Genomic DNA, 24,040 nt, shown 5'->3' on the forward strand with positions numbered 1-24,040 from the left:
AGCCGCCACAAAGTCTGTTTGCAATGGTCGTCGAACGATCAACCGGCCAGCGCGAGGCCCGCGCCATAAAGCCCAAGGGCGAAGATCGTGTGAGCGGCGAGGTTGAGGAAGCGGACCTTGTTGGGGTTTGGTGTTTTCGATGCGGCAATCCCGAGGCCCATGCCGGGCTGCATGATGAACCAGCCGGCGCCGACGGTGATGATGCCGAAGACAAACGCCGGCAGAAATGCCGGGTCCTGGCGCCAGTCCATGCCGACGATTGCTGCAAACACGATGCCGTAGAGAATGCCGACAGCGTAATGGCCGGTCCAGCCGATCAGGTTTTCCTGGGGATGCGTTTCAAGCGCTGTGATGTTTTCATGCAGGAAACGGCCGCGTGATACCGCAACGAACCACCGGCCGGCCGGGCGCCAGTTCGGGCGGTTCTGCTTCAGCGCCGCATAAAGGAAGAGCGCCCAAACATCCATGGCAAGTGTTGCCACGATCCCTAGAGCCGTGCCGTACCAGATCAAAGCCCCCATGCCCGACACCTTCTCTCTTTTTTGCCCTGTACCGGACCACGTCATGTTCACCGGTCACGATGGCCCAACCAAATTTCACACCGACAACCCCGCCGCCGCGGCCCTCAGTCATTCCTCGTCGTTTACATCACAGTCGGTCACATCACATTCGAAGCTCTGTCCATCATAGGCCGGCTCCACATGCTCAGGCGTTTCCGCCATCACGGTGCGGTAGTCCATCGGCACATGCATATGGGTGAGGATCGCGCGCTTCGGCTGTAGACGTCCAATCCAGCCGAGCGCCTGTTCCAGGGACAGATGGCTCGGGTGAAACGTGTATTGCAGGGCATCGATGATCAGCATGTCGAGATTTTGCAGCCGCTCAAGGCTTTCTGCCGGAAAATCGCTGACATCGCTGCAATAGGCGACGTTTTCGAAGCGGAAGCCGAGCGACTGGATATCGCCATGCTGTTGCAGGTGCGGATAAGCGCGGATCGGCCCGCCCGGCCCGTCCACCACCACCGGCGCATCCAGGGTTTCGATTAGGTGCGGCAGAACGATCGGCGGATAGTTGCCGCCCGGCGGCGTTTCCAGGCAGTAGCCAAAGCCCTGGCGGATGCGCCCCATGGTGAAGGGATCGGCCCAGATCGGAATGCGCTGGCGCTGCGAATGGAAATAGCCGCGGACATCATCGATGCCGTGCAGATGGTCGGCATGGGCATGGGTATAAAGGACGCCGTCCAGCCGCTTCACACCGGCTGAAATCATCTGCTCGCGAAAATCCGGCCCGGTGTCGATGACGAGGGTCGTCACGCCCCCATGGGCTGCCAGCCGCTGCACCAGAAGCGCTGCGCGGCGGCGGCGGTTACGCGGGTCGTTGGGATCGCAGGCACCCCAGTCGCCATCGAGCCGCGGCACGCCGGGAGACGACGAGCAGCCGAGAATGGTGAAACGAAGCCGGTCACCCGCCACGATGTCAGATCCTCGTCATCTTGGAAAAGCAGCGGAACGCGTTGGCGGTGGTGATCTCCGCCATCTCCTCATAGGACACGCCCTTCACCGCAGCCAGAACCTCGGCCGTGTTGACCACGTAGGATGGTTCGTTGCGCTTGCCGCGCCAGCGTTTTGGCGCCAGATATGGCGCATCCGTCTCCACCAGCAGCCGGTCCATCGGCACGGTCTTCGCAATGGCGCGCAGCTCTTCGGATTTCGGGAAGGTCAGGATGCCGGAAAACGAGATATAGCCGCCGAGCGCCACGCCGGCATCGGCCAGCACCTGGCCGGCGGAAAAGCAGTGCAGGATAAAGGGGAAGGCGCCCTTCCCCGTTTCCTCGGTCAAGATCTGCGCCATATCCTCGTCAGCGCTGCGGCTATGGATGACGAGCGGCAGCTCAGTGCGGCGCGCAGCCTCGATATGGCGGCGAAAGCCGGTCTGCTGGTCGGCGGGCGTCTGCGTATCATAGAAATAGTCGAGACCCGCCTCGCCGATCGCCACGATCTTTTCGTGACTTTGCGCCAGCCGCACCAGATCGTCGGCGGTGATGTCCAGCTCTTCGCCGGCATTGTTCGGATGCGTGCCGACCGAGCAGAACACGGATGGATACCGCTCGGTGAGCGCAAGCAGCGTGTCGAGCTTCTTCACCCGCGTCGAGATCGTCACCATCTGGGAAACGCCCGCCGCATGGGCGCGCGATACCAGTTCGTCGCGCTCGGCGTCGAAATCGGCAAAATCCAGGTGGCAATGGCTATCGATCAGCATCGCCGTCATGCCGGCGAAACCTCGGGCGCCACATAACGCGGGAAGACCGGGGCAGGCGCCGGAAGCTCCGTGCCGGGCACGAGGCGACCCGCCTCGCCCAGCCTGTCGAAGCCGCGATGTTCAGGTGCAACCGCCACGAGATCGAGGATCTTGGCCGCCGATTCCGGCATGATCGGCTGGAATAGCACGGCGATCTGGCGCACCACTTCGGCGGTCACCCACAGCACCGTTTCCATGCGCGGCACATCCGTCTTGCGCAGCACCCAGGGCTCCTGGGCGGCGAAATAGCGGTCCGCCTCGTTGACGATGTTGATGGTAGCGGCCACGGCCTTGTGCACCTGCTGGCGCGCCATTTCCTCGCGGCAGATGGAAATCGCGGCATCGGCCGTGGCGAGGATCACCCGGTCGGCATCGGTCAGTTCGCCGGGCTGCGGCACCCTGCCCTCGCAGTTCTTGGCAATCATCGACAGCGAGCGCGACGCCAGATTGCCAATGCCATTGGCGAGATCGGCGTTGATGCGGGTGGCAATCGCTTCTTCCGAATAGCTGCCGTCCTGGCCGAAGGAAACCTCGCGCAGGAAGAAATAGCGCACCTGGTCGAGCCCGAAATGGGTGACGAGATTGACCGGATCGACCACGTTGCCGAGCGACTTCGACATCTTCTCGCCCTTGTTGAGCAGGAAGCCGTGGGCATAGACGCGCTTTGGCAGCGGCAGTCCGGCCGACATCAGGAAAGCCGGCCAGTAGACGGCGTGGAAGCGGATGATGTCCTTGCCGATGATATGAGCATCCGCCGGCCAGTATTTCGCCCGCGCCCCGTTCTCGTCTTCGACATAGCCGGTGGCGGTGATGTAATTGGTCAGTGCATCGACCCAGACATACATCACGTGCTTGTCGTCGCCGGGCACCTTGATGCCCCAGTCGAAGGTGGTGCGCGAAATCGAGAGATCTTTCAGGCCCGACTTCACGAAGGAGATAACTTCGTTGCGGCGTTCGTTCGGGCCGATAAAGTCCGGCTTGTCCTCGTAAAGCTTCAGGAGCCGCTCTTCATAGGCGGAGAGCTTGAAGAAATAGCTTTCCTCTTCCACCCATTCGACCGGCGTGCCCTGGGGACCGTAACGCACGCCATCGGCCCGCAGCTCGGTTTCCTCTTCCTGGTAATAGGCTTCGTCGCGCACGGAATACCAGCCAGCATAGCCACCCTTGTAGATGTCGCCGTTCTTCTCCATGCGGCGCCACACCTCCTGCACCGTCGCGTGGTGGCGCTTTTCGGTGGTGCGGATAAAATCATCGTTCGATGCATTCAAAAGCTTGCCCATCTCACGGAATTCGTTGGAATTCCGCTCCGCAAGCGCCTCGGGCGAAATGCCTTCGGCACGCGCCGTCTGCTGCATCTTCTGGCCGTGTTCGTCGGTGCCGGTGAGGAAGAAGACATCCTTGCCGTCCAGCCGCTGGAAGCGCGCCATGGCATCCGTCGCGATCAGCTCGTAGGCGTGGCCGATATGCGGCTTGCCGTTCGGATAAGAGATGGCAGTGGTGATGTAATAGGGCGTTTTGGAATACATTTCGGCCAGCATTCGTGAATTTCTCTGGCCCGCGTCTTAACCCATGTTTCGCCGATGCGAAACAGCAAGTTTCCAATCGGCAGCGCAAGCAACGGCCGGGCTACTGCGCCACATCCTCCAGAAGCGAAATGATCGTCTGCTTGCGATCGAGATTATAGGCCTGCGAAATGGTCATCCGCTCGGCAATGGCGGAGGACAGGCGCGAGGCGCGGTCTGCGCCGGCGAGATCCCCCGCATAAGCCGCCGTACGCGCCCGGGCGACCAGGCTTTCACGCAGATGCTCCAGGAAGAAGCCGAAGATCACGTCATTGTCCTTGGCCGACAGCACATCGGCCAGCCGGTGCATCGCCTTGCGGGCGGCCGGGCCCGACGATGCAGTCACCTCGGCAAAGGCGGCGATGATATCGATGCCGCCATAGTTCATGAGTTTGAGCGCCTGCGACACGCTGCCGTTCGATGCCGCGAGCACCTCCTGTGCCATGCGCCCGCCATCGAGCGTAATGCCGAGCGACGATAGTGCCTGCGTCAGATCCGCCTCGCCGAGAGGCTGAAGCTTCAGCGGCAGGCAGCGGGAGCGGATGGTGGGCAGAAGCTTGCCGGGCGCGTGGCTGAGCACCAGGAACAGTGCCCGCTTCGGCGGCTCCTCAAGGATTTTCAGGATGGCATTGGCGGCATTGCGGTTAAGATCGTCAGCCGGGTCGATGATGACGATGCGCCAGTTGCCGGTGCCCGATGTCTGCGAGAAGAAGTGTCCTGCCCGGCGCACCTCGTCCACGGTGATCGCGGTTTTCGCCTTGCCGGTCTTTTCGTCCACCGGCCGCGTCAGGTGCAGAAGATTGTGCGATGCGCCGGAGGTAATCTGGCGGCTGACCGGCGAAGCCGGGTCCGGATCCGCCAGAAATCGCGGTGCCGTTTCGGGATCGGGATGAGAGAGAACATGGTTTGCAAAGCGGAAGGCCAGCGTCGCCTTGCCGATGCCTTCCGGCCCCTCGACAAGAATGGCATGGTGGCTGCGGCCCGAGCGGTAAAAACCCGCCAGAAAATCCTGCGCCTCGTTATGGCCGAACAGATGGCTGTTGGTCTGCGGAGGGATGGCGCCGTCAAGCACGCCGAAGGGCAGATCGCTCATGTCAGGCTCTCCGCGCCAGAATTGGAATTGGTGGCGCCCACGGCCTTCGTCTCGCCATCCAGCCATTGCCGCACGATCGCATGAATGTCGCGCGCGATCTCGTCCTCGTCGCGTGCGGCATTGACCACACGGCATCGGCCAGGCTCTTGCGCTGCAATATCGAGAAAAGCGCGGCGGCGCATTTCATGCACGTCGATCTCTTCCCTTTCAAACCGGTCCGGTGCGTCGGTGGAGCCCTGATCGGCGCTGCGCTTGCGCGCCCGTGCGAGCCCCTGTTCGGCCGGAAGGTCGAGAATGATGGTGAGATCCGGGCGCACGCCATCGATCGCCACGCGCTCCAGCCGGTCGATGAAGCGCTCCTCCAGATTGCCGGTAATCCCCTGATAGACACGCGAGGAATCGATGAAACGGTCGCAGAGCACCACCCTGCCCTTTTCCAGTGCCGGCCGGATCAGCGCCGTCACGTGGTCATTGCGGGCAGCCGCAAACAGCATGGCTTCCATCCGCACGCCGAAGGGTTCGGCCGCGCCGGAGAGAATAACATGGCGGACCGATTCGGCACCGCGGGATCCTCCCGGCTCGCGGGTCACCACCACATCATGGCCCTCTGCCCGCAAAGCATCGCCCAGCCGGCGGATCTGGGTGGATTTACCTGCCCCTTCCCCGCCTTCAAAACTTACGAACAATCCCCGGATTTCCGTCACTCTGCCGCCGCTCTCACGCTGTCTGGTGACTTCCCTTAGCGCATTGTGCACGCTTGCGAAACAGCAGCCCGTTTTAGAGCCAGAACAGCAGAAGCTCCATCAGCGCATCGGTAGCCTTCGAGACAAGCGAACCGGAGGCGACGGCCGAGGCGGCATAAAGTGGCACCTCCTTCAGCGGCCGTTCCCCCTCGAAGACTTTGAGGACGCCGACCTCCTGCCCTTCGCTGACCGGTGCTTTGAGCGGCCAGCGGTAGACGATGCGGCCGGAAAGCCGCGGCGCATCGCGGCTTGGAATGTAGACCTCGATCGGCCCCTTTGCCGAGAGGTTCACGGAGTGATGGTCGCCGCCATAGACCGTCGCCTGGCCGACGGTTTCACCTTCGGCAAAAAGCACGCGCGTGGTGAAGGAGGAAAGCCCCCATTCAAGCACGCGACGCGCTTCGTCCAGACGATCCTTGTCGCTCGAAAGACCGGCGAGCGCCAGAAACAGCCGGGTGCCATCCCGCTCGATGGAAGCAACGCCGGCAAAGCCTGCGCCTTCGGCATAGCCTGCCCCCAACCCGTCAATGCCCATGCCAAGCGACAGGAACGGGTTCTTGTTGCGCTGGAAGATCTTGTTCCACTCGAAATCCGGCTGGGCGTAGAGGGGATAAAATTGCGGATAGGTGCGGCGGATATGGCGGGCAAGCTCGACCAGGTCGCGCACCGTCGTGCGGCTTTCGCCCTCCGGCAGACCGGTTGCATTGGCATAGAGACTGCGCGACAGGCCAAGATCGCGGGCGCGGGCCGTCATGCGCGCGGCAAAGCCCTGCTCCGATCCGCTCACACCCTCGGCAATGATGATGCAGGCATCGTTGGCATTGTGGATGATGACGCCCTTGATGAGGTCTTCCAGCCGGATTTCGGAGCGAAGGGCCGCAAACATCGTGGTGGTGCCGGAGGGCGCGCCGCCGGTGCGCCAGGCGTTTTCCGAGACCCGATAGGTCGTATCAAGCGTCACCTCGCCCTGCGCCAGCGCCTCGAAGACGAGGTCCATCGTCATCAGCTTGGCAAGCGAGGCGGGTGGAAAGGCCTGGTTTTCATTCTGCGCCAGAAGCACGGTGCCGGATCGCTCCTCCACCATGTAGATCTGTTTGGACTTCAGGCCCGGCAGCCGAGTCTCATCCGCCGCCTGCGCCGTCGGGACGCAGGCAAGCGCGGCCGCCGCAAAGGCTGCAACCAGGACGAAGGACGTGGAAAAGGCAAAGCGCATCGGCAAACTCATCAACCGCATGAGTTCGTGGGTAGCAAGGCCTTCCGGTCGGCGCAACCGCAGGATCAGGGCCTTGCTGCTTTTTGCGGTACGGCAGGCTCGATGCGGCCATCATCCCGCAGGATGACATTGCCGAAAATCACCTGCGGCTGGGCCGCCGTATGCACTGGCGCCGCATAGGCGGTCTGCGTGGAAGGCGCCGACGCCTGGCGGATGGGTTTGCGAACCGGCGCTTCCATCGGCGGCATCACGGGACGCGCCTGCGCAACCGGCTGGACCGCGACGGGCTTTGCGGAAACGGCAGGCTGCTTCTGCACGACGGGGCGCGCCTCAACCGGCTTTGCGACGGCAGCGGGGAGCGAGGCTACCGCATAGGACTGGCCGGCCTTTGCCGCCGGCTTCGCCTCAGCCGTGCGGCCTTCGGAAGCGTGCGCCGTGCCCGGACGGTTGTAGGGCGCGGGCGCGCTTTGCGGCAGACCGGATGCGGTGAGAGGCGCAGCCTCATAGGTGCGGGCGACTGCCGCAAAGGCCGAACCCTGGCGCTTGGGGGAACCGCTGGTGGGCGTCGAACCGGCATAGGCGGTCGGGCCGCCATTGCCATAGCTCTGCAACTGGTCGCCCAGCGACTGGTTGGAGGCGACCATCACGCCGGAGGCGACCTGGCCATCCGGATGAATGCCCGGCATCCGATCGCCCTTGCGGATATAGGAGGCCATCAGGAACGGCATGTCGCGGCCGTCCATCCGCGCGCGGCCGACATATTGCACGTTCACATGCGCGGTGCCGGTACGCTTGAAATCGAGGAGATCGGCCGCCTTGCTGGAGACGTCGATCAGACGGCCGGGATGGAACGGCCCGCGATCATTGACACGCACGATGACGGAGGAGCCGGTATCGGTATTGGTGACGCGCGCATAGCTCGGCAGCGGAAAGGTCGGGTGGGCAGCGGAAATGCTTTCGGTGTCATACACTTCGCCATTGGCGGTGACACGACCATGGAAGGCCGATCCGTACCAGGATGCCAGACCCGACCTGTTATAGTTCGGGTCTTCCTTCGGCACGTAGACCTTGCCCTTCACCTCATAGGGATTTCCAACGAGAAAGCGTCCGCCGCCCTTCGGCACGGGCTGGCCTTCCGCCACGACGCGCGGGCTTGCCTTCACGCCGTACTCGCTCTCGGAAAAATATTCCTTGCTCTTCGGTTTGTTCTTCTTGGCGACGGTCGTCGATGGTGTCGCCGCACAGGACGCCATGCCGACGCAGACGAGGGTAATCCCCAGCCAACGCGCCCCCAGATGAAGTTTGCCACTCTCAGACGTCAAAATATCGTTCCCATGCCGCTTGGGGATAACGCCCGGGTCCTCGTCCTGGCTTCTCCCGCGCCCTCTGCTCCGCATGGTTAACGGCTTCGGGCTCACAGGCCTGCAGTTTTGCCCGCAACATGGCCAAAATGCGATCCAAAACCGTGGATAGTTAGAATTACAATGACTTATGGTTAACCAATCGCTAAAATCCCCAGGCGCCAGACGGCCCGAAAAGCGGCTGTTCTTCTCCGAATCCCGAAATAACGCGAAGGGTCCTCGAGATCACGAGTTCTTGGTTTGCCGTCGTCTCCGGCCGCCGCCTATCGTGACGGAATGATGACATCCCGCCTCCTGAAGTTTCTTGCGTGGTCCTCGCTTGCCGCAATCATATTCGTCACCGTGTCGCCGATCGGCCTTCGCCCGCATGATCCGCTTCCTGTCGACATCGACCGGGCGCTTGCCTTTGCGGTGATGGCCTTCCTGTTTGTCAGCGCCTACCCGAAGAAGGCCTGGATGCTCCTGGTCGTGCTGGCGCTTGGCGCCGGCGCAATCGAGGCGCTGCAGCTCATTTCGCCGACACGTCACGCCCAGTTGCCCGATGCCTGCGTCAAGGCAGGCGGCGCCGTGGCGGGCAGCCTTGCCGCCATCGCGATCGGCTGGCTGCGCGCAAAATGGGCTGACAGCCCTGCCCGACTGGCGCGGCGAAGCGCCGGCTAGGACAATCGTCCGGGTCGCAGAGGTCGAGTGTCGCCGCTCAGGTTCGACGCACGAGTTCGAGGATCAGCCGGCGCTGCGTGAGCGCCAGAAGCACTCCATAAACGGCGCCACCGGCTGCAACGCCGAGGGCCAATTGCAGCAGCGGCCGATCGAGCCCGAACGCGCCGCTTTCCAGCAGGAACCTCACGGCAACCGCCATTACTGCGGCAAGGCCGAGCGGCAGCAGCGTATCGCGCATGCCCTGCGCCAGCGGCAGGCGCGCCACCTTCAGCACCACCGCCAGATAGGCGAGAAGCACGCCGACATTGGCAATGCAGACGGCAAGGCAAAGCCCGACAAGCCCATCGACCGATGCGCCGATGACCATGGCGCTGACCACGGTGATTGCCCGGCCAAGGCCGAACCACCAGAGCACCGAGGCATGACCGGTAGCCTTCAGATAGGGAATGAAGCTGCCGCAGGGCGACATGATGCCCTTGGAGACCGCCAGAAGCCCGAGGACCGGAGCGGCAAACAGCCATTTTTCGCCAAAAACCACTGCCATCGCCGGTTCCGCCACGGCCCAGATGCCGAAGAGAAGCGGCGCCAGGAGAAGCGTCGTGGCACGCGTGGTGCGCGACAGGATTTCTGACTGGCGCAGCGTATCGTCATTCATCCGGCTGAACGAGGGAAACAGCACGCTCATCAGGCCCGTGAGGACGATCTGGTTGGGCAGGTCGGAGAGGCGGTTGGTCAGGTTGAACGTGCCCGCGTCCGGCAGGCCGAGCATCCGCGTAATGACGATGATCGGTGACTGGAAGGAGAGAAAATTGACGAAATCGGCCCCCACCAGTCGCATGCCGTAGCTCGCATGGCGCTTCAGCTCATGGGCGGCAAACTGCAGGCGCGGCCAATAGGCCGCCGCGATGAAGAGGCCGACGAACCGCAGCACGGCGCTGACATAAAGCTGCGCGATGAGCGCCCAGATGCCATATCCACCGAGAACGACGGCAATGGCGGCCAAGGCGCCGATCGCTTCGGCAACCACCGTGACAAAGGCCTCCCGGTCGAATGCCATGCGCCGCGCCAGAAGCGAGCTTGGCACATCCGGCACGAGATAGAGCACGAAAAGCGGCGAAAACACCTGGAGGAGCCAGCTCGCTTCCGGCGCGCCGAGAAGATCGGCCAGTGGATCAGCAAAGACATAGACCGCGCAGCCGAGAAAAACCGACATGGCGAAATTCGTCCAGAAGACGGTGTTATCGCTGACGGCATCTTCCCGCGCATCGCGAATGAGGCCCGCCGTCAGCCCCGCGCCTGCAAACATCAGGAGAAAGGTGATGACGATCATCCCGCTTGCCACCATGCCCAATTCGGAGGGCGACAGGTAGCGCGCGAGGATCGGCACGCTCACGAATTTCAGGGTGAATATGGCAATCTTGGATGAAATGCTCCACGCAACGCCTGTGATCGTCCTTCGTTGCGACGCCATTCAACCACTCCATTTCTCTGCCACCACGACATCCGGAACCATCATACTGGCGCCGATGCAACCCTATCGAACGGGGATACCATGGCCGATCTAGGGCAGGATTGCTGCAGCGCAAGAGATCATGCTGCGCTTGCGTTATCAAGCGGAAGTCCCGGCTTATCCAATCATCTGTTGACGCGCGCCCGAGCCTGGCTATAAACGCGAACGTGTGAGCATCCGTTCGCCCTCATTGCTTTGGAAGAGTGTCCGAGTGGTTTAAGGAACCGGTCTTGAAAACCGGCGTGCGGGAAACCGTACCGTGGGTTCGAATCCCACCTCTTCCGCCAGTTTCCCTCCCGCAGCTTAGTCATCGTCCCAACAAAAAGCCCCTCCCGCGCGATGCGGAAGAGGCCTCTTGCGTCGATTGTCGCGGCTCAGGGCTGAGCGGGCTGTGCAGGCGTGGCAGGTGCCGGATTGGCGTCGCTCGTTCCTGCCGCAGGCGTGCCGGCGCCGGGCATCGGCGCTGCGGGCGACTGGCTGGCGGGGGACTGCGTGGTCGACGAGGTCGTTGTGGGATCCGTCGGCGTGCCGCTTTGCGACCAGAGTAAACCGCCGATCAGAACGATGGCGATAAGGCCGATCCAGACGGCTGTCGATCGGGTTTTGCCGCGTGTCGGCGGAATGTCTGGACCGCGGTCGTTGGGGCTGTAAGCCATGGTCACTCCTCCCGTTCCGTCCCGGCATGATGGAAAGGCCGTGACGTTCAAGCGTTAAGATGACGCATCACCGTCGAGAGCATTGTCCGGAACGATGATGCGCGGTGGTAAACTCCTTCAACCGATCATCACCGCGTTTGGTTCCCTCCGACGCTTTCCGGCATCACCCGCCTGAGACCTCCAGGGCAAAAATGTCTGGAACAGATCGCGAGGGTGGCGGTTCGTCCTTTGAACCCGGGCCGTGTCAAGCGGACGTGATGGGGATGGAGAACAGGGGTATTTTTCCGCTTTCTTCCTCTGGCCAACGAAATGGCAGGCGAGCTTCCCACCCATCCGGCCCGGGATCACCTTCTTTAAAACCGTGCGGGTGTCGGCACGCGCGTCGGCAGCGTCAGCGGTCGGCTGTATCACCAACCCGCCCGCCAGGTGCCCATCAAAAGAAATTATTCGGCCGCCTTCGGCAGTTCGACTTCCAGCTCGTAGGAATAGCCTTCCAACATAGCATAGGCCTGCTCGATCACCTTGATCTCGGTCTCGGCCTTGGTCATGGCATCGGCGATGGCATCGCAACGCGCCGTCAGCATGCGGCCCAGCACATCGCTTTCCGGGCGCTTTCCCATGCGGTCCATGTGGTTGCGGATGCGGCCGCGGTGGCGCTCCAGCTCCAGAATGTGAAACCGCGCATTGACGATCCGGTCGGTGAGCTTGCGGCGCATGGCCGAGACCGGATCGAAACTGCCCGGCGGCCGCTCGTCGAGAATGATCTCGTTCACCAGCCCGTCGAGCAGCAGCAGACCTTCGAGGTCCTTGGCGTCCGTCAGTTGCGGGTCGTAGCCGGTATCGTCATAAATCTTGCGACGCACCGGATCGAGCAGCAGTTCATAGGCGGTCTTCAGCCGCGCAAAGGCCTCCACGTCACCGCCGGAATCCGGATGCGCGCTTTTGGCCCTTGAGCGATAGGCCGATTTGATGGCGGCGCCATCGGCATCGCGCGGCACGCCGAGTGTCTTGTATGGGTCGGTCACGGTTCCACCTGGTTTCGGGGCGTCCAAGGTCACCTCTCCTAGTCTCCCGCAGTGCAAGCCTCAACCCCTCGCGGCATCTTGTGGCGAAACGGCGGCCGGATCGGAATTTTCCCCAGTCCTGGCAACCTTGACAAAGCCCGACAGGAAACGCGGCACGCGGCCTTCTGCCACGGGCGCCATGATCACGCTGACGCAGAGGAAGGGCAAGAGCAAGGCAAAACTCGCCGCAAGGCCGACATGTTCTGCAACAAAGCCGAGAAGGGGCGGCACGCCGATGCTGGAGAGGAGAAGCGTCAGCGAAAGCGCTGCAAGATTGTCGGCAGTCTGGCCGCGGCCAAGATCCACCGTCGTTGCCACCGCCAGCGGAAAGCCGAGAGCGACACCGCAGCCGATGAGGAAAAGTGCTGCTGCCGCAAGCGGCAGCCCGCCGGTGGACAGAAGGGCCACAAGACCGATCGCAACGCAGGCGGCGGAGCCGCGCACCAGCGTCAAGGGCCTGAACTTTTCACGCAGCACGTCGCCCACCATGCGTGTGGCGCCCATGCCGACCGTAAACCCTGCATAGAGCACACCCGCCGTTGCCGCATCCGCATGCAGCACTTCGCGCAAATAAAAGATGCCCCAGTCATAGATCGCCCCCTCGCTGATGCCGATGCCGAACACCATGATACAGATGAGGACGATGATCCGGTCCGGCAGCACGAAGACCGGGCGTCGGCCGGACGGGCGCGGAACGGCGCGCGGCTCGACCGGCGCGATCTTCCAGACGACGAGGCTGGAGACAAGCACAAAGAGGGCCGCTCCCGACTGATGCACGAACGGGCTCACGTCGCGCGCGGCAAGGAAGCCCGAGACGAGAGAGCCGGCCAGCAATCCGACCGACCAGAAGCCGTGGCTGCGCGACAGGACCTTGCGGCCGGTGCGCTGTTCGATCCCGGTCGAAATCATGTTGGCGGAGACGTCATGAATGGTGCGGAAAAAGCCAAAGAGCAGGAAGCCGAGAAAAAAGCCCCAGACCGGCACGATGGTCAGGAGCGGCGTCATCAGGCCGGCAATCGTCAGCATCAAAGGTGCTGCCACCCGCGGGGTCAGCGCCGCTGTCACCCGCCCGGCAATCGGCAGCGCCAAAAATGTACCGACCGGTGCACCGAGCAGCGCCATGCCGAGGACCGCCTTGTCGACGCCGAGCCCCTGCTGAATGGCGGGAAGACGGGTGAAGAGGGAAACGAAGAGAAGCGCATTGCAAAAGAACAGCAGCGCGGGCGGCGCAAGAATGGGCATCGGGGAATTTATCCGGAACGGCGGGGGTGAGGTGATCACCTCTGGCACCGCTCTTGCCAATCAACAAGACGCGGCAGAGCATGTCGCTGTGATCGGCGACGCTATTTGCGCCGTAGTGTCCACAGGGAAACAGTGGCGGCTGCGGCAATCTCCGGTCGGCGCAAGCTTGCTGCCGTACACAGGGTCGTCTTGCCACGAATTCCCATTATGCAAAGGGGGTGCATCATGAAGCTTCGAACCGTGCTTGGCCTTTTGCTTCTGACGCTCATCGGCGCCATGCCGTTGAGGGCCGAAGAGACACTCGACACCGCCCGCGCCGTGATCGCCCGCCAGATCGAGGCGCTGACGCACGGCGACGATGCGACAGCCTATGCCCTGGCAGCACCCGGCATCCGCAGCCTCTTTCCGGATCAGGCGCGGTTCAGCGCCATGGTCAGCCGCAGCTACGCGCCCCTGCGCAAGGCGGGGCGCTATGCCTTCGGACGGGCGAGAAGCGTAGAGGACGGCGCCATCGTCTATCAGGAAGTGATGATCGACGGAGAGGGCAGCGACTGGACCTGCGTCTACGAGCTGCGCCGGCAGGACGACGGCGAATACCGGGTCAACGGCGTGCGCCTCATCAAAAACACCACCAGCACAGGCATCTGACGGCTTGCGTGGCGCACGCCTTCACCGTCAGTCGTCGCCGCGAGCCCAGGCTTCCTGCGTCTCGGCCATGAAATCCTCATAGCGTCCCTGCGCGATTGCCGCGCGGATGCCCTGCATCAGTTCCTGATAGTAGGAGAGGTTGTTCCACGACAAAAGCATGCCACCCAGCGCCTCGTTGGAGCGCACGAGATGGTGCAGGTAGGCGCGGGAATAATCGCGCGTTGCCGGGCAGCTCGACTGATCGTCGAGCGGGCGCATGTCTTCGGCATGCTTGGCATTGCGGATATTGACCTTGCCCTTGCGGGTGAAGGCCAGACCATGGCGGCCGGAACGGGTCGGCATCACGCAATCGAACATGTCGATGCCCTTGGCGACGGACTTGATGATATCGTCCGGCGTGCCGACGCCCATCAGATAGCGCGGCTTGCTGGTGGGAAGCACCGGCAGCGTGATGCCCAGCATGTCGAGCATGACCGCCTGCGGCTCGCCGACCGCAAGGCCGCCAACCGCATAGCCCTTGAGGTCGAGCTGTTTCAGTCCTTCGGCGGAACGTACACGTAAGTGAGGCTGGTCGCCGCCCTGCACGATGCCGAACATCGCCTTGCCGGGCTGTTCGCCAAAGGCCACGCGGCAGCGTTCGGCCCAGCGCAGCGAAAGCTCCATCGCCCGCTCGATCTCCTTGGGCTCCGCCGGCAGCGCCACGCATTCGTCAAGCTGCATCTGGATGTCCGAATCGAGCAGGCCCTGGATCTCGATCGAGCGCTCCGGCGACATGTGGTGCGTGCTGCCATCGATATGGCTCTTGAAGGTGACGCCCTTCTCGTCGAGCTTGCGAAGGCCGGACAGCGACATGACCTGAAAACCGCCGCTGTCCGTGAGGATCGGTTCCGGCCAGCGGATCAGTTCGTGCAGGCCGCCAAGCCGGGCGACGCGCTCAGGACCCGGGCGCAGCATCAGGTGGTAGGTATTGCCAAGGATGATGTCGGCCCCGCCTTCCCGCACTTGGTCGAGATACATGGCCTTCACCGTGCCGACGGTGCCAACCGGCATGAAGGCTGGCGTCCGGATGGTGCCCCGCGGCATGGAAATCTCGCCCAGACGCGCATTGCCGTCGGTGGCCTTCAGGGTGAACTGGAAGTTTTCGCTGGTCATGGGGTGTCGGTCTTCCGGAAAAGCAGGCTGGAATCGCCATAGGAATAGAAGCGATAGCCCGTGGAAATGGCATGGGCATAGGCGCGCGTCATCGTGTCGAAGCCGGCAAAGGCCGACACCAGCATGAAGAGCGTCGAGCGCGGCAGGTGAAAATTGGTCATCAGCACATCGACGGCCCGAAAACGATAGCCGGGCGTGATGAAGATATCGGTCGCGCCGGACCAGGCCTTCAGCGTGCCATCGGCTTCCGCTGCACTTTCGAGGAGCCGCAGCGAGGTGGTTCCGACCGAGACAATCCGCCCTCCCCGGGCTCTGACCGCATTCAGCGCCGCGGCGGTGGCAGCCGACACATATCCGATCTCGGAATGCATCTTGTGTTCGGTCGTGTCGTCCGCCTTGACCGGCAGGAAGGTGCCGGCGCCGACATGAAGCGTCACGAAGTGACGTTCGATGCCGGCAGAATCGAGCGCTGCAAAGAGGTCGGGTGTGAAATGCAGGCCAGCGGTCGGCGCAGCAACGGCGCCCTCCTCGCGGGCATAGATCGTCTGGTAGTCGCGGCTGTCCTGCTCGTCTTCCGGGCGCTTGGCAGCAATGTAAGGCGGCAGTGGAATGTGCCCGACGGACATGATCGCCTCGTCGAGCGCCGGGCCGGAAAGATCAAAGCGCAGCAGAACCTCGCCGCCCTCGCCCTTTTCCTCCAGCACCGCATCCAGCGTGCCGAGCGCACAGGTTTCGCCGGAATGGCCGAAGCGGATGCGATCGCCGATCTTCAACCGCTTGCCGGGCTTGGCAAAGGCCTTCCAGGCATCGGGCGCCACGCGCATGTGCAGCGTTGCCGAAACATGCAGATCCGGCGCGCCCTCGCGCGAGCGGACACCTTCCAGCTGCGCCGGAATGACCTTGGTATCGTTGAACACCAGCGCATCGCCGGGGCGCAGGAAGGATGGCAGGTCGCGCACCACGTGATCCTGCAGCACCGCCGCCCCGTCCGGCTGGACGACGAGCAGGCGGGCGCTATCGCGTGGGCTTGCCGGCCTCAGCGCAATGTTTTCCTCCGGCAGGTCGAAATCGAACAGGTCTACGCGCATGGTCTGAACCGAATGCTCCTGGCTGTCGTGCTGATATCCTCTGGCCTTTGCGGGCTTGCGCCGCTGATACTGCCAGATGTGGCAAAAGAAAAGCGCCCCGGCAGAGCCGGAGCGCCCGATGATGCGTGCGATCGCCGGATCAGGCTGCGATGTCGGCCGCAACCTTCATCGAGATGATCGAATCCGGGTCGGTGACGGGCTCGCCCTTCTTGACCTGGTCGATGACATCCATGCCCTCGATGACCTGGCCCCAGACGGAATACTGCTTGTTCAGCCACGGCGCATCGGTGAAGCAGATGAAGAACTGCGAGTTGGCCGAGTTCGGGCTCTGCGAACGGGCCATGGAGCAGGTGCCGCGAACGTGCGGAACGGCGGAGAATTCGGCCTTCAGGTCCGGCTTGTCGGAACCGCCCATGCCGGCGCGGGCCGGGTTGAAGCTTTCGCCGCCCTTCTTGCCGAACTTCACGTCGCCGGTCTGCGCCATGAAATCGGGGATGACGCGGTGGAAGACGACGCCGTCATACGCACCTTCGCGGGCCAGTTCCTTGATGCGGGCCACGTGACCGGGTGCAAGGTCCGGCATCAGCGCGATGACGACCTGGCCCTTGGTGGTTTCCAGGATGATGGTGTTTTCCGGATCCTTGATCTCGGCCATGATTCTCTCCTTCTTGACGGGCGTCGCGCCCTTTATTTTCCGACGGTGACCTTGATCATCCGGTCGGGGCTTGAAACTTCCCCATTGCCGCCCTGGCCGCGCTTGATCTTGTCGACATTTTCCATGCCCGACACGACCTTGCCGACGACGGTATACTGCCCGTTCAGGAACGAGCCCTGGTCGAACATGATGAAGAACTGCGAATTGGCGGAATTGGGATCCTGCGAACGGGCCATGCCGACAGTGCCGCGCTCGAACGGAACCTTGGAAAACTCGGCCGGAATATTCGGCAGGTCAGACTGGCCGGTACCGGCGCGGCGGGCATCAAAGCCCTTTTCCATATTGCCGAACTGCACGTCACCGGTCTGGGCCATGAAGCCGTCGATGACGCGGTGGAAGGCGACATTGTTGTACTTGCCTTCGGCCGCGAGCTTCTTGATCTGCGCCACATGCTTGGGCGCAACCTCCGGCATCAGCTGCACGACAACCGGTCCGCTCTTCAGCTGGATGGTCAGGAAATCGTCGGCGGCCGCAAGCGCCGTCGATGCGAAGGACGCGACCGCCATGGCGCCGGCAAAGGCAAGGGTGAGAAGTTTCATCGGGTGAACTCCGTGTTGGACTGGGCGCCTCAGCGCTTGAGCTTCCTGGAAAGGGCATCGAGAACGGGAGCCGGCACGAAGGCCTTCACGTCGCCGCCCATGGCCGCGATTTGGCGAACCAATGTGGCCGTAATGGGCCGCGAGGCCGTGCCGGCCGGCAGAAACACCGTCTGGATATCCGGCGCCATGGCAGCGTTCATGCCCGCCATCTGCATTTCGTAGTCTAGATCGCTGCCGTCCCTGAGGCCACGGATCAGAAGTTTTGCGCCCGCCTGGCGCGCCGCCTCCACCACCAGTCCGTCGAAGGAAACAACCGTCAACTGCCCTGCCCGTTCCGGCAGGGCGTGGGACAAGGACTGGCGGATCAGATCCGCTCTCTCGTCGAAACTGAACATCGGGACCTTGCCGGGATGCACGCCGATCGCCACCGTCACCGCATCGGCAACATTGAGCGCCTGGATGAGAACATCCAGATGACCGTTCGTCATGGGGTCGAAAGATCCCGGATAGAAGGCTGTCCGCATTGCACCTCGCCTGGCGATTTGACGCCTTGTGTCACGGAAGCCGCCGGTTCGCAAGCGGTGAGCCCGATGAACGACAGATGAACGCGGCGTTCAAGGCCGTTTCAGGCGATCCATGATTAACTGTCATCATCGAAACGACGCGACACCCTCTTGTGTCACGAAGATGAATGAAAACAAGGCTGGCGAGCCTGATGATCCGCAAGATGCTTCCGCTCGCTGCGGTTGAAGCCCTTGCGATTAACGCCAGCCGGGGCTGAACCTTAACGATTCCTGAACGCCAGATGAACGGCGTCTTCAGGCAGGCTTCAGAGGCCACTCGGTAAGGTTCCGCCAAAATCGGGTGGAACCCATGAGCGTATTGTACGTTCTGGTCAACGAAAAGGAAGTTGGAAATGTTTGCCAAGAGAAAGACTGCCATGCCGGATACGATCACGATGATCAATGTGGTGTGGACGGCAGTCATTGCAGTCATGATGACTGCAACGGTCACGCTCTACCAGGGAAAATCCAACGTCAACGAAGTCCACTATACTCAGATGACGGGCAGCTATATGGAGCAGCCGTACTACTGAGTTTCATCCGTCAAGGAAGGAATGCATATGTACGTCACATTGATCGTTCTTGCTGGTCTGATCAGCACCATGTTTGTGGCAACTGTGACTTCCACCGTGACGGAATTAAAGCGTGAACGCGCCAACCTGCGCGATTTTGCCCGGCGCCACAGTGCCTTTTGACAAAGGCGCTGGCCGACCGGATGGGAAGGCGGCGACAGCCACCCATCCTGCAATGAAGACCTGCTCCCAGGACTGACCGACCGGTGATCCCGGTCTTGAAAAAGCCAGCGGCGAAAGCCCTGGCTTTTTTCATGGCGTTTTTTCCGCGAAGTAGTCACCGATCAGTCCGCCCATCCCTCGCCGTCAGGTCAACAAAAAAGGCTGGGCGAACCGTCGCCCAGCCTTCAGGATTTCGTGCGGAGAAGAAAGCCTATTCGGCCTGCCCCTCATCGCCGTCGCCGGATGCCCCGTCTTCGGACGGTGCAGCTGCCCCAAGGTCACCGGTCTCGGCCAACACCTCTTCCGGCAGGCCTGCGGCCTCCTCGTCGCCTTCCGGCTCGCTGATGCGCTCGACGGACACGACCTTCTCATCCTTGGCGGTGGAGAAGATGGTGACGCCCTTGGTGGCGCGGCTGGCGATCCGGATGCCGTCGACGGGCACGCGGATCAGCTGGCCGCCGTCGGAGACGAGCATGATCTGGTCCTTGCCCTCGACCGGGAAGGCGGCGACCAGTTCGCCGATTTCCGCCGTCTTCGACGTATCGGTGGCGCGGATGCCCTTGCCGCCGCGGCCGGAGGTGCGGAAGTCGTAGGTGGACGAGCGCTTGCCGATGCCCTTTTCCGAGATCGTCAGCACGAACTGCTCGCGCGCCTTCAGTTCCTGATAGCGCTCTTCCTTCAGCTCGCCGACTTCGCCGACCTCTTCACCGACCAGAGCGATATCGTCTTCATCAACACCGCTGGCACGACGTTCGGCAGCCGACCGCTTCAGATAGGCGGCCCGCTCCCACGGTTCGGCATCCACATGGCCGACGATGGTCATCGAGATGATGCGGTCGCCGGGCGCCAGCGTAATGCCGCGCACGCCGATGGAATTGCGGCCGGCAAAGACGCGCACTTCATCGACCGGGAAGCGGATGGCTTGGCCAAGCGCGGTCGTCAGCAGCACGTCGTCGCCGGCATCGTTATCGGCAGCGCCTGCCCCATTGCAGGTCTCGACGGAGAGGATTTCATCGCCCTCCTCTTCAAGCTTCATGGCGATCTTGCCGTTGCGGTTCACTTGGATGAAGTCCGACAGCTTGTTGCGGCGCACGGTTCCGCGCGTCGTGGAGAACATCACGTCGAGGTTCTCCCAGCTCTTTTCGTCCTCCGGCAGCGGCATGATGGTGGTGATGCGTTCGCCGGCTTCCAGCGGCAGCATGTTGATGAGCGCCTTGCCGCGCGATTGCGGCGTGCCGACCGGCAGGCGCCAGACCTTTTCCTTGTAGACGATGCCGCGCGAGGAAAAGAACAGAACCGGCGTATGGGTATTGGCAACAAATAGCCGGGTAACGAAATCCGTATCCCGGGTTGCCATGCCCGAGCGACCCTTGCCGCCGCGGCGCTGGGCGCGATAGGTGGTGAGTGGCACGCGCTTGATATAGCCGAGATGCGACACGGTCACGACCATGTCCTCGCGGGCGATCAGGTCCTCGTCGTCCATGTCCGGACCGCCGTCCATGATGACGGTGCGGCGCGGCGTGCCGAACTCGTCGCGCACGGCGATCAGCTCGTCCTTGACGATGGTCTGGATGCGCAGGCGCGAAGACAGAATATCGAGATAATCGCTGATTTCGGCGCCGATCTTGTTCAATTCGTCGCTGATTTCGTCGCGGCCAAGCGCGGTAAGGCGCGCCAGGCGCAGTTCCAGAATGGCGCGCGCCTGCTCTTCGGACAGATTATATGTGCCGTCCTCGTTGATGCGGTGACGCGGATCGTCGATGAGGCGGATCAGGGCCTCGACATCCATGGCCGGCCAGCGGCGGGTCATCAACTGCTCGCGCGCCGTCTGCGGATCGGGTGCACGGCGGATCAGGCTGATGATCTCGTCGATATTGGCAACCGAAATTGCAAGGCCCACCAAGACGTGGGCACGGTCGCGCGCCTTGCGCAGAAGATACTTGGTTCGCCGGCTAACCACTTCCTCGCGGAAGACGGCGAAGGCCCGCAGCATGTCGATCAGCGTCAGCTGTTCCGGCTTGCCGCCGTTCAACGCCACCATGTTGCAGCCGAAAGAGGTCTGCAGCGGGGTATAGCGGTAAAGCTGGTTGAGGATCACATCGGCATTGGCATCGCGCTTCAGCTCGATGACGACGCGGTAGCCCTGGCGGTCGCTTTCGTCGCGCAGATCCGAAATGCCTTCGACGCGCTTTTCGCGCACGAGTTCGGCGATCTTTTCGATCATCGTCGCCTTGTTCACCTGGTAGGGAACCTCGTCGATGATGATCTGCTCGCGGTCGCCGCGCATTGGCTCAACGCGGGCGCGCCCGCGCATGATGACCGAGCCGCGGCCGGTCTCGTAGGCGGCCTTGATGCCGGAACGACCGAGGATCAGCGCGCCGGTCGGAAAGTCGGGGCCGGGAATGATCTGCATCAGTTCCGGCAGCTCGATGGCCGGATTGTCGATGATGGCGATGACGCCGTCGATCACTTCGGACAGATTGTGCGGCGGAATATTCGTCGCCATGCCGACCGCGATGCCGCCGGCCCCATTGACGAGCAGATTGGGGAACTTTGCCGGCACGACGACGGGCTCCGACATGGTGCCGTCGTAGTTGTCGCGGAAATCGACCGTTTCCTTGTCGAGATCGTCGAGCAGCGCATGGGCCACCTTCTGCAGGCGGCATTCCGTGTAGCGCTGGGCGGCCGGCGGATCGCCGTCGATCGAGCCGAAATTGCCCTGACCGTCGATCAGCGGCATGCGCAGCGACCAGTCCTGCGCCATGCGGGCCAAGGCGTCATAAATCGCGGAATCGCCGTGCGGATGGTATTTACCCATCACGTCACCGGTCACGCGCGCCGACTTGACGTATTTCTTGTTCCAGTCCAGGCCGAGTTCATTCATCCCGTAAAGGATGCGTCGATGAACCGGCTTCAAACCGTCACGCACATCGGGCAGCGCGCGGCTCACGATCACGCTCATGGCGTAATCGAGATAGGACCGCTGCATCTCCTCCATGATGGAAATAGGTTCGATGCCGGGGGGCAGCTTTCCGCCGCCGGGGGTGCTCTGCTCAGTCAAATCGGATACGATCTCTGTTCGGAATCAGTTGGTTCTGTATAGCCGAAAGGCCGGTTCAACGCCAATTTACCGGCAGGTTTTGAACAGGCTTTTGCGACGTTTGCGGGGCAGATGCACGAAAGACTGCGCATCTGGAACTTTCCTCGCCCGCGCAACTGTCCTAACAATGTTAATGGGCCGCCGCAAGCGGCGTGAGGGGGAAGACAGATGGCGAGCGCAGATACCATCATGAGCGCGTTTACGACGCTGCTGGTCACCCTCGATCCGCCGGGGCTGGCGCCGATCTTCCTTGGCCTCACCGCCGGCTTGACGCGGGCGCAGCGACGCCAGGTCGCCTGGCGCGGCTCGCTGATCGCCTTCTGCATTCTGGCGGTGTTTGCCGTCTTCGGCGCCGGCATCCTGTCGCTGCTCGGCATTTCGATGGGGGCCTTCCGCATTTCTGGCGGCATGCTGTTATTCTGGATCGCCTTCGAGATGATTTTCCAGAAGCGCAACGACCGCAAGGAAGAAACCTCCAAGACGGCCATCACCATCGACCATATCCAGAACATCGCCGTATTTCCGCTCGCCCTGCCGCTGATCGCCGGACCGGGCGCCATTTCCGCGACCGTGCTGCTTGCCGGCTCCTTTGCCCAACCGCTCGACCGGGCCGTTCTCATTCTGATGCTGGCCATGGCCATGGCGACCGTTCTCATCGCGCTGATGATCGCCGACCGGCTGGACCGGTATCTCGGCGTCTCCGGTCGTGCCGTTCTCACGCGTCTGCTCGGCGTACTGCTGGCTGCGCTCTCAGCACAGTTTGTCGTGGATGGCGTCAAATCGGCCTTTGTGCTCTGACAAACCAAGGCCCGCCTTCATCCCCGCGCCGGCCGACCGGGCGCTCATCTGCGTCGGCTATCGACGCCCTCTACAACTCTTCCAGGCATACACAATGAGAATAACCGCCTATCTTCAGCGTTTCCTGCCATCCCAGCCACCCTTGAGTCTCAAGGAGCGGACCCGTGCTTCACTCGGCGCCCTTGTCGGGATCGCGATCACGGGGCTCGGCGGTGCCTTTGCGCTCAGCCAGGGCCTGATGGCGCCCATGCTGATTGCGCCGATGGGGGCGTCCGCGGTGCTTCTGTTTGCCGCTCCCTCCAGTCCGCTGGCGCAGCCATGGTCCGTGATCGGTGGAAACGGCCTGTCAGCGCTGATGGGGGTCGTCGCCTGCCTTCTCGTGCCAGACCCGGTTATGGCCGCAGCACTTGCCGTCAGCCTTGCGATCGCGGTGATGTCGGCCTGCCGCTGCCTGCATCCACCGGGCGGCGCCGTGGCGCTCACGGCCGTGATCGGCGGCGGCGCCATACAAAACCTCGGTTTCGGCTTCGTGCTATGGCCCGTTCTGGGCAGTTCGCTGCTGCTTCTCCTGTCCGCGCTCGCCTATCATCTCCTCACCGGCGGCCTCTACCCACACCGCCCCCAGGCCTCGCCGCAGGCCCATGCGACGGCCGATCCCGCGCCTCTGGCCCGTATCGGCTTTCTCGCGGAAGATCTTGATGAGGTGCTGAAGGATTATGACCGGTTTTTGGATATCGACCGGGGCGATCTGGAAACCATCCTGCGGCGCACGGAACTGCGCTCCTACCGCCGGCGCGCCCAGCATGCCGACTGCGGCAGCATCATGTCGCGCGATGTCGTGGCGGTGGCGCCCGATACCAGCCTCCAGGAAGCCTACGCCCTGATGCGCCGCCACCAGTTCCACGCTCTGCCCGTCACCGACGAGCAGGCCAGGGTTGTCGGTATCGTCACGCAGAGCGATTTCCTGCATAAGCCGCGCTGGGTGGCGGGGCGTCCGCGCATTGCCATCAGACAGCGCCTTCGCCTGATGCTCGCGGGCGCATCGGCGCCCAATGATACCGTCAAGGACATCATGACGACCCCCGTGCGCACGGTCAGCGCCGATATGCCGATTGCCGACGCCATTATCGCCTTTGCCGAAGGCGGCCTGCACCATCTGCCCGTCGTGCGGGGCGGAAACCGGCTTGCGGGCATCATCTCGCAATCCGATGCGCTGGTGGCCATGCTGGAAGACAAAACGGCCGCCGGAAGCCCTCCTCCACCGGCCGTTGCGTAAATTTGTTCGCGGATAGAACGGATCG

At 62.7% G+C, this 24,040-nt stretch carries 24 protein-coding genes and 1 tRNA gene; 7 read left to right on the forward strand and 18 right to left on the reverse strand.

The annotated features are described in order from the left end of the window. Positions 1-38: 38 nt before the first annotated feature. From J2858_RS12310 to J2858_RS24240, 8 genes are all read right to left on the reverse strand, one after another. Positions 39-521 (reverse strand): DUF2938 domain-containing protein, encoded by a 483-nt coding sequence (locus J2858_RS12310; protein WP_210105092.1) that lies wholly within the window; start codon positions 519-521, stop codon positions 39-41. 108 nt (positions 522-629) lie between these two features. Beyond that, positions 630-1,472, reverse strand: a complete 843-nt coding sequence (locus tag J2858_RS12315) for an MBL fold metallo-hydrolase (RefSeq protein ID WP_210105093.1) — start codon at positions 1,470-1,472, stop codon at positions 630-632. Positions 1,473-1,476: 4 nt separating this feature from the next. Continuing rightward, complete coding sequence (locus J2858_RS12320; RefSeq protein ID WP_210105247.1) at positions 1,477-2,259, reverse strand: TatD family hydrolase; 783 nt, start codon at positions 2,257-2,259, stop codon at positions 1,477-1,479. A 5-nt stretch (positions 2,260-2,264) separates the two neighbouring features. Then, positions 2,265-3,824: a methionine--tRNA ligase gene (gene metG, locus J2858_RS12325; protein WP_210105248.1), complete on the reverse strand. Its 1,560-nt coding sequence runs from the start codon at positions 3,822-3,824 to the stop codon at positions 2,265-2,267. 100 nt (positions 3,825-3,924) lie between these two features. Next, positions 3,925-4,953 (reverse strand): DNA polymerase III subunit delta', encoded by a 1,029-nt coding sequence (locus J2858_RS12330; protein WP_210105094.1) that lies wholly within the window; start codon positions 4,951-4,953, stop codon positions 3,925-3,927. After that, positions 4,950-5,657, reverse strand: coding sequence for a dTMP kinase (gene tmk / locus J2858_RS12335; RefSeq protein WP_210105095.1), 708 nt, complete (start codon positions 5,655-5,657; stop codon positions 4,950-4,952). Before tmk ends, J2858_RS12330 begins: the two co-directional genes overlap by 4 nt. Positions 5,658-5,730: 73 nt before the next feature. Then, on the reverse strand, positions 5,731-6,909 hold the full coding sequence (locus tag J2858_RS12340) for a D-alanyl-D-alanine carboxypeptidase family protein (RefSeq protein WP_210105096.1): 1,179 nt from the start codon (positions 6,907-6,909) through the stop codon (positions 5,731-5,733). Between the two features lie 65 nt (positions 6,910-6,974). Beyond that, positions 6,975-8,231: a septal ring lytic transglycosylase RlpA family protein gene (locus J2858_RS24240; protein WP_432443344.1), complete on the reverse strand. Its 1,257-nt coding sequence runs from the start codon at positions 8,229-8,231 to the stop codon at positions 6,975-6,977. A gap of 315 nt (positions 8,232-8,546) precedes the next feature. Here J2858_RS24240 and J2858_RS12350 point away from each other — a divergent pair, with 315 nt between their 5' ends. Beyond that, a complete protein-coding gene (locus tag J2858_RS12350) occupies positions 8,547-8,930 on the forward strand; it encodes a VanZ family protein (protein ID WP_210105098.1) in 384 nt (127 codons plus the stop codon). A gap of 37 nt (positions 8,931-8,967) precedes the next feature. Here the strand turns inward: J2858_RS12350 and J2858_RS12355 are convergent, their stop codons facing one another. Next, positions 8,968-10,401 (reverse strand): lipopolysaccharide biosynthesis protein, encoded by a 1,434-nt coding sequence (locus J2858_RS12355; RefSeq protein WP_210105099.1) that lies wholly within the window; start codon positions 10,399-10,401, stop codon positions 8,968-8,970. 236 nt (positions 10,402-10,637) lie between these two features. Between J2858_RS12355 and J2858_RS12360 the strand changes: the two genes are divergently transcribed. Further along, positions 10,638-10,727: transfer RNA gene (locus J2858_RS12360), tRNA-Ser, on the forward strand. 87 nt (positions 10,728-10,814) lie between these two features. On the opposite strand, the gene J2858_RS12365 is transcribed toward J2858_RS12360, so the two are convergent. The 3 genes from J2858_RS12365 to J2858_RS12375 form a co-directional block, all read right to left on the reverse strand. Continuing rightward, entirely contained in the window at positions 10,815-11,096 is a 282-nt protein-coding gene (locus J2858_RS12365; RefSeq protein WP_210105100.1) for a hypothetical protein, read from the reverse strand. Positions 11,097-11,539: 443 nt separating this feature from the next. Continuing rightward, positions 11,540-12,121, reverse strand: coding sequence for a J domain-containing protein (locus J2858_RS12370; RefSeq protein ID WP_210105101.1), 582 nt, complete (start codon positions 12,119-12,121; stop codon positions 11,540-11,542). 60 nt (positions 12,122-12,181) lie between these two features. Then, positions 12,182-13,402, reverse strand: coding sequence for an MFS transporter (locus tag J2858_RS12375; RefSeq protein WP_210105102.1), 1,221 nt, complete (start codon positions 13,400-13,402; stop codon positions 12,182-12,184). Positions 13,403-13,627: 225 nt separating this feature from the next. On the opposite strand from J2858_RS12375, the gene J2858_RS12380 reads away from it, so the two are divergent. Then, entirely contained in the window at positions 13,628-14,050 is a 423-nt protein-coding gene (locus J2858_RS12380) for a DUF4864 domain-containing protein (protein ID WP_210105103.1), read from the forward strand. 27 nt (positions 14,051-14,077) lie between these two features. Here J2858_RS12380 and tgt read toward each other — a convergent pair whose 3' ends face one another. The 5 genes from tgt to coaD all read right to left on the reverse strand — a co-directional run bounded on the left by tgt (position 14,078) and on the right by coaD (position 18,068). Next, the gene (gene tgt / locus J2858_RS12385) at positions 14,078-15,202 is read right to left on the reverse strand and encodes a tRNA guanosine(34) transglycosylase Tgt (RefSeq protein WP_210105104.1); all 1,125 of its coding nucleotides are present in this window, start codon (positions 15,200-15,202) and stop codon (positions 14,078-14,080) included. Further along, positions 15,199-16,290, reverse strand: coding sequence for a tRNA preQ1(34) S-adenosylmethionine ribosyltransferase-isomerase QueA (gene queA / locus J2858_RS12390; protein WP_210105105.1), 1,092 nt, complete (start codon positions 16,288-16,290; stop codon positions 15,199-15,201). Before queA ends, tgt begins: the two co-directional genes overlap by 4 nt. Positions 16,291-16,429: 139 nt before the next feature. Further along, the gene (locus tag J2858_RS12395) at positions 16,430-16,945 is read right to left on the reverse strand and encodes a peptidylprolyl isomerase (RefSeq protein ID WP_210105106.1); all 516 of its coding nucleotides are present in this window, start codon (positions 16,943-16,945) and stop codon (positions 16,430-16,432) included. A 32-nt stretch (positions 16,946-16,977) separates the two neighbouring features. Continuing rightward, positions 16,978-17,544, reverse strand: a complete 567-nt coding sequence (locus J2858_RS12400; protein WP_210105107.1) for a peptidylprolyl isomerase — start codon at positions 17,542-17,544, stop codon at positions 16,978-16,980. A gap of 29 nt (positions 17,545-17,573) precedes the next feature. After that, positions 17,574-18,068, reverse strand: a complete 495-nt coding sequence (gene coaD, locus J2858_RS12405; RefSeq protein WP_210105108.1) for a pantetheine-phosphate adenylyltransferase — start codon at positions 18,066-18,068, stop codon at positions 17,574-17,576. Positions 18,069-18,460: 392 nt separating this feature from the next. Here coaD and J2858_RS12410 point away from each other — a divergent pair, with 392 nt between their 5' ends. Both J2858_RS12410 and J2858_RS24245 read left to right on the forward strand, forming a co-directional pair. Continuing rightward, positions 18,461-18,640 carry a hypothetical protein gene (locus J2858_RS12410; protein ID WP_210105254.1) on the forward strand — a complete coding sequence of 60 codons (180 nt, stop codon included), beginning with the start codon at positions 18,461-18,463 and terminating at the stop codon, positions 18,638-18,640. 27 nt (positions 18,641-18,667) lie between these two features. After that, positions 18,668-18,802, forward strand: coding sequence for a hypothetical protein (locus J2858_RS24245; protein WP_281067731.1), 135 nt, complete (start codon positions 18,668-18,670; stop codon positions 18,800-18,802). A gap of 250 nt (positions 18,803-19,052) precedes the next feature. Here J2858_RS24245 and gyrA read toward each other — a convergent pair whose 3' ends face one another. Continuing rightward, entirely contained in the window at positions 19,053-21,902 is a 2,850-nt protein-coding gene (gene gyrA, locus J2858_RS12415) for a DNA gyrase subunit A (RefSeq protein WP_210105109.1), read from the reverse strand. 207 nt (positions 21,903-22,109) lie between these two features. Between gyrA and J2858_RS12420 the strand changes: the two genes are divergently transcribed. Together J2858_RS12420 and J2858_RS12425 are read left to right on the forward strand one after the other, a co-directional pair. After that, entirely contained in the window at positions 22,110-22,739 is a 630-nt protein-coding gene (locus J2858_RS12420) for a MarC family protein (protein WP_210105110.1), read from the forward strand. Between the two features lie 100 nt (positions 22,740-22,839). Continuing rightward, a complete protein-coding gene (locus J2858_RS12425; protein ID WP_432443350.1) occupies positions 22,840-24,015 on the forward strand; it encodes an HPP family protein in 1,176 nt (391 codons plus the stop codon). Positions 24,016-24,040: the final 25 nt, after the last annotated feature.

Source organism: Neorhizobium galegae (assembly GCF_017877135.1).
GTDB classification, from domain to species: domain Bacteria; phylum Pseudomonadota; class Alphaproteobacteria; order Rhizobiales; family Rhizobiaceae; genus Neorhizobium; species Neorhizobium galegae_A.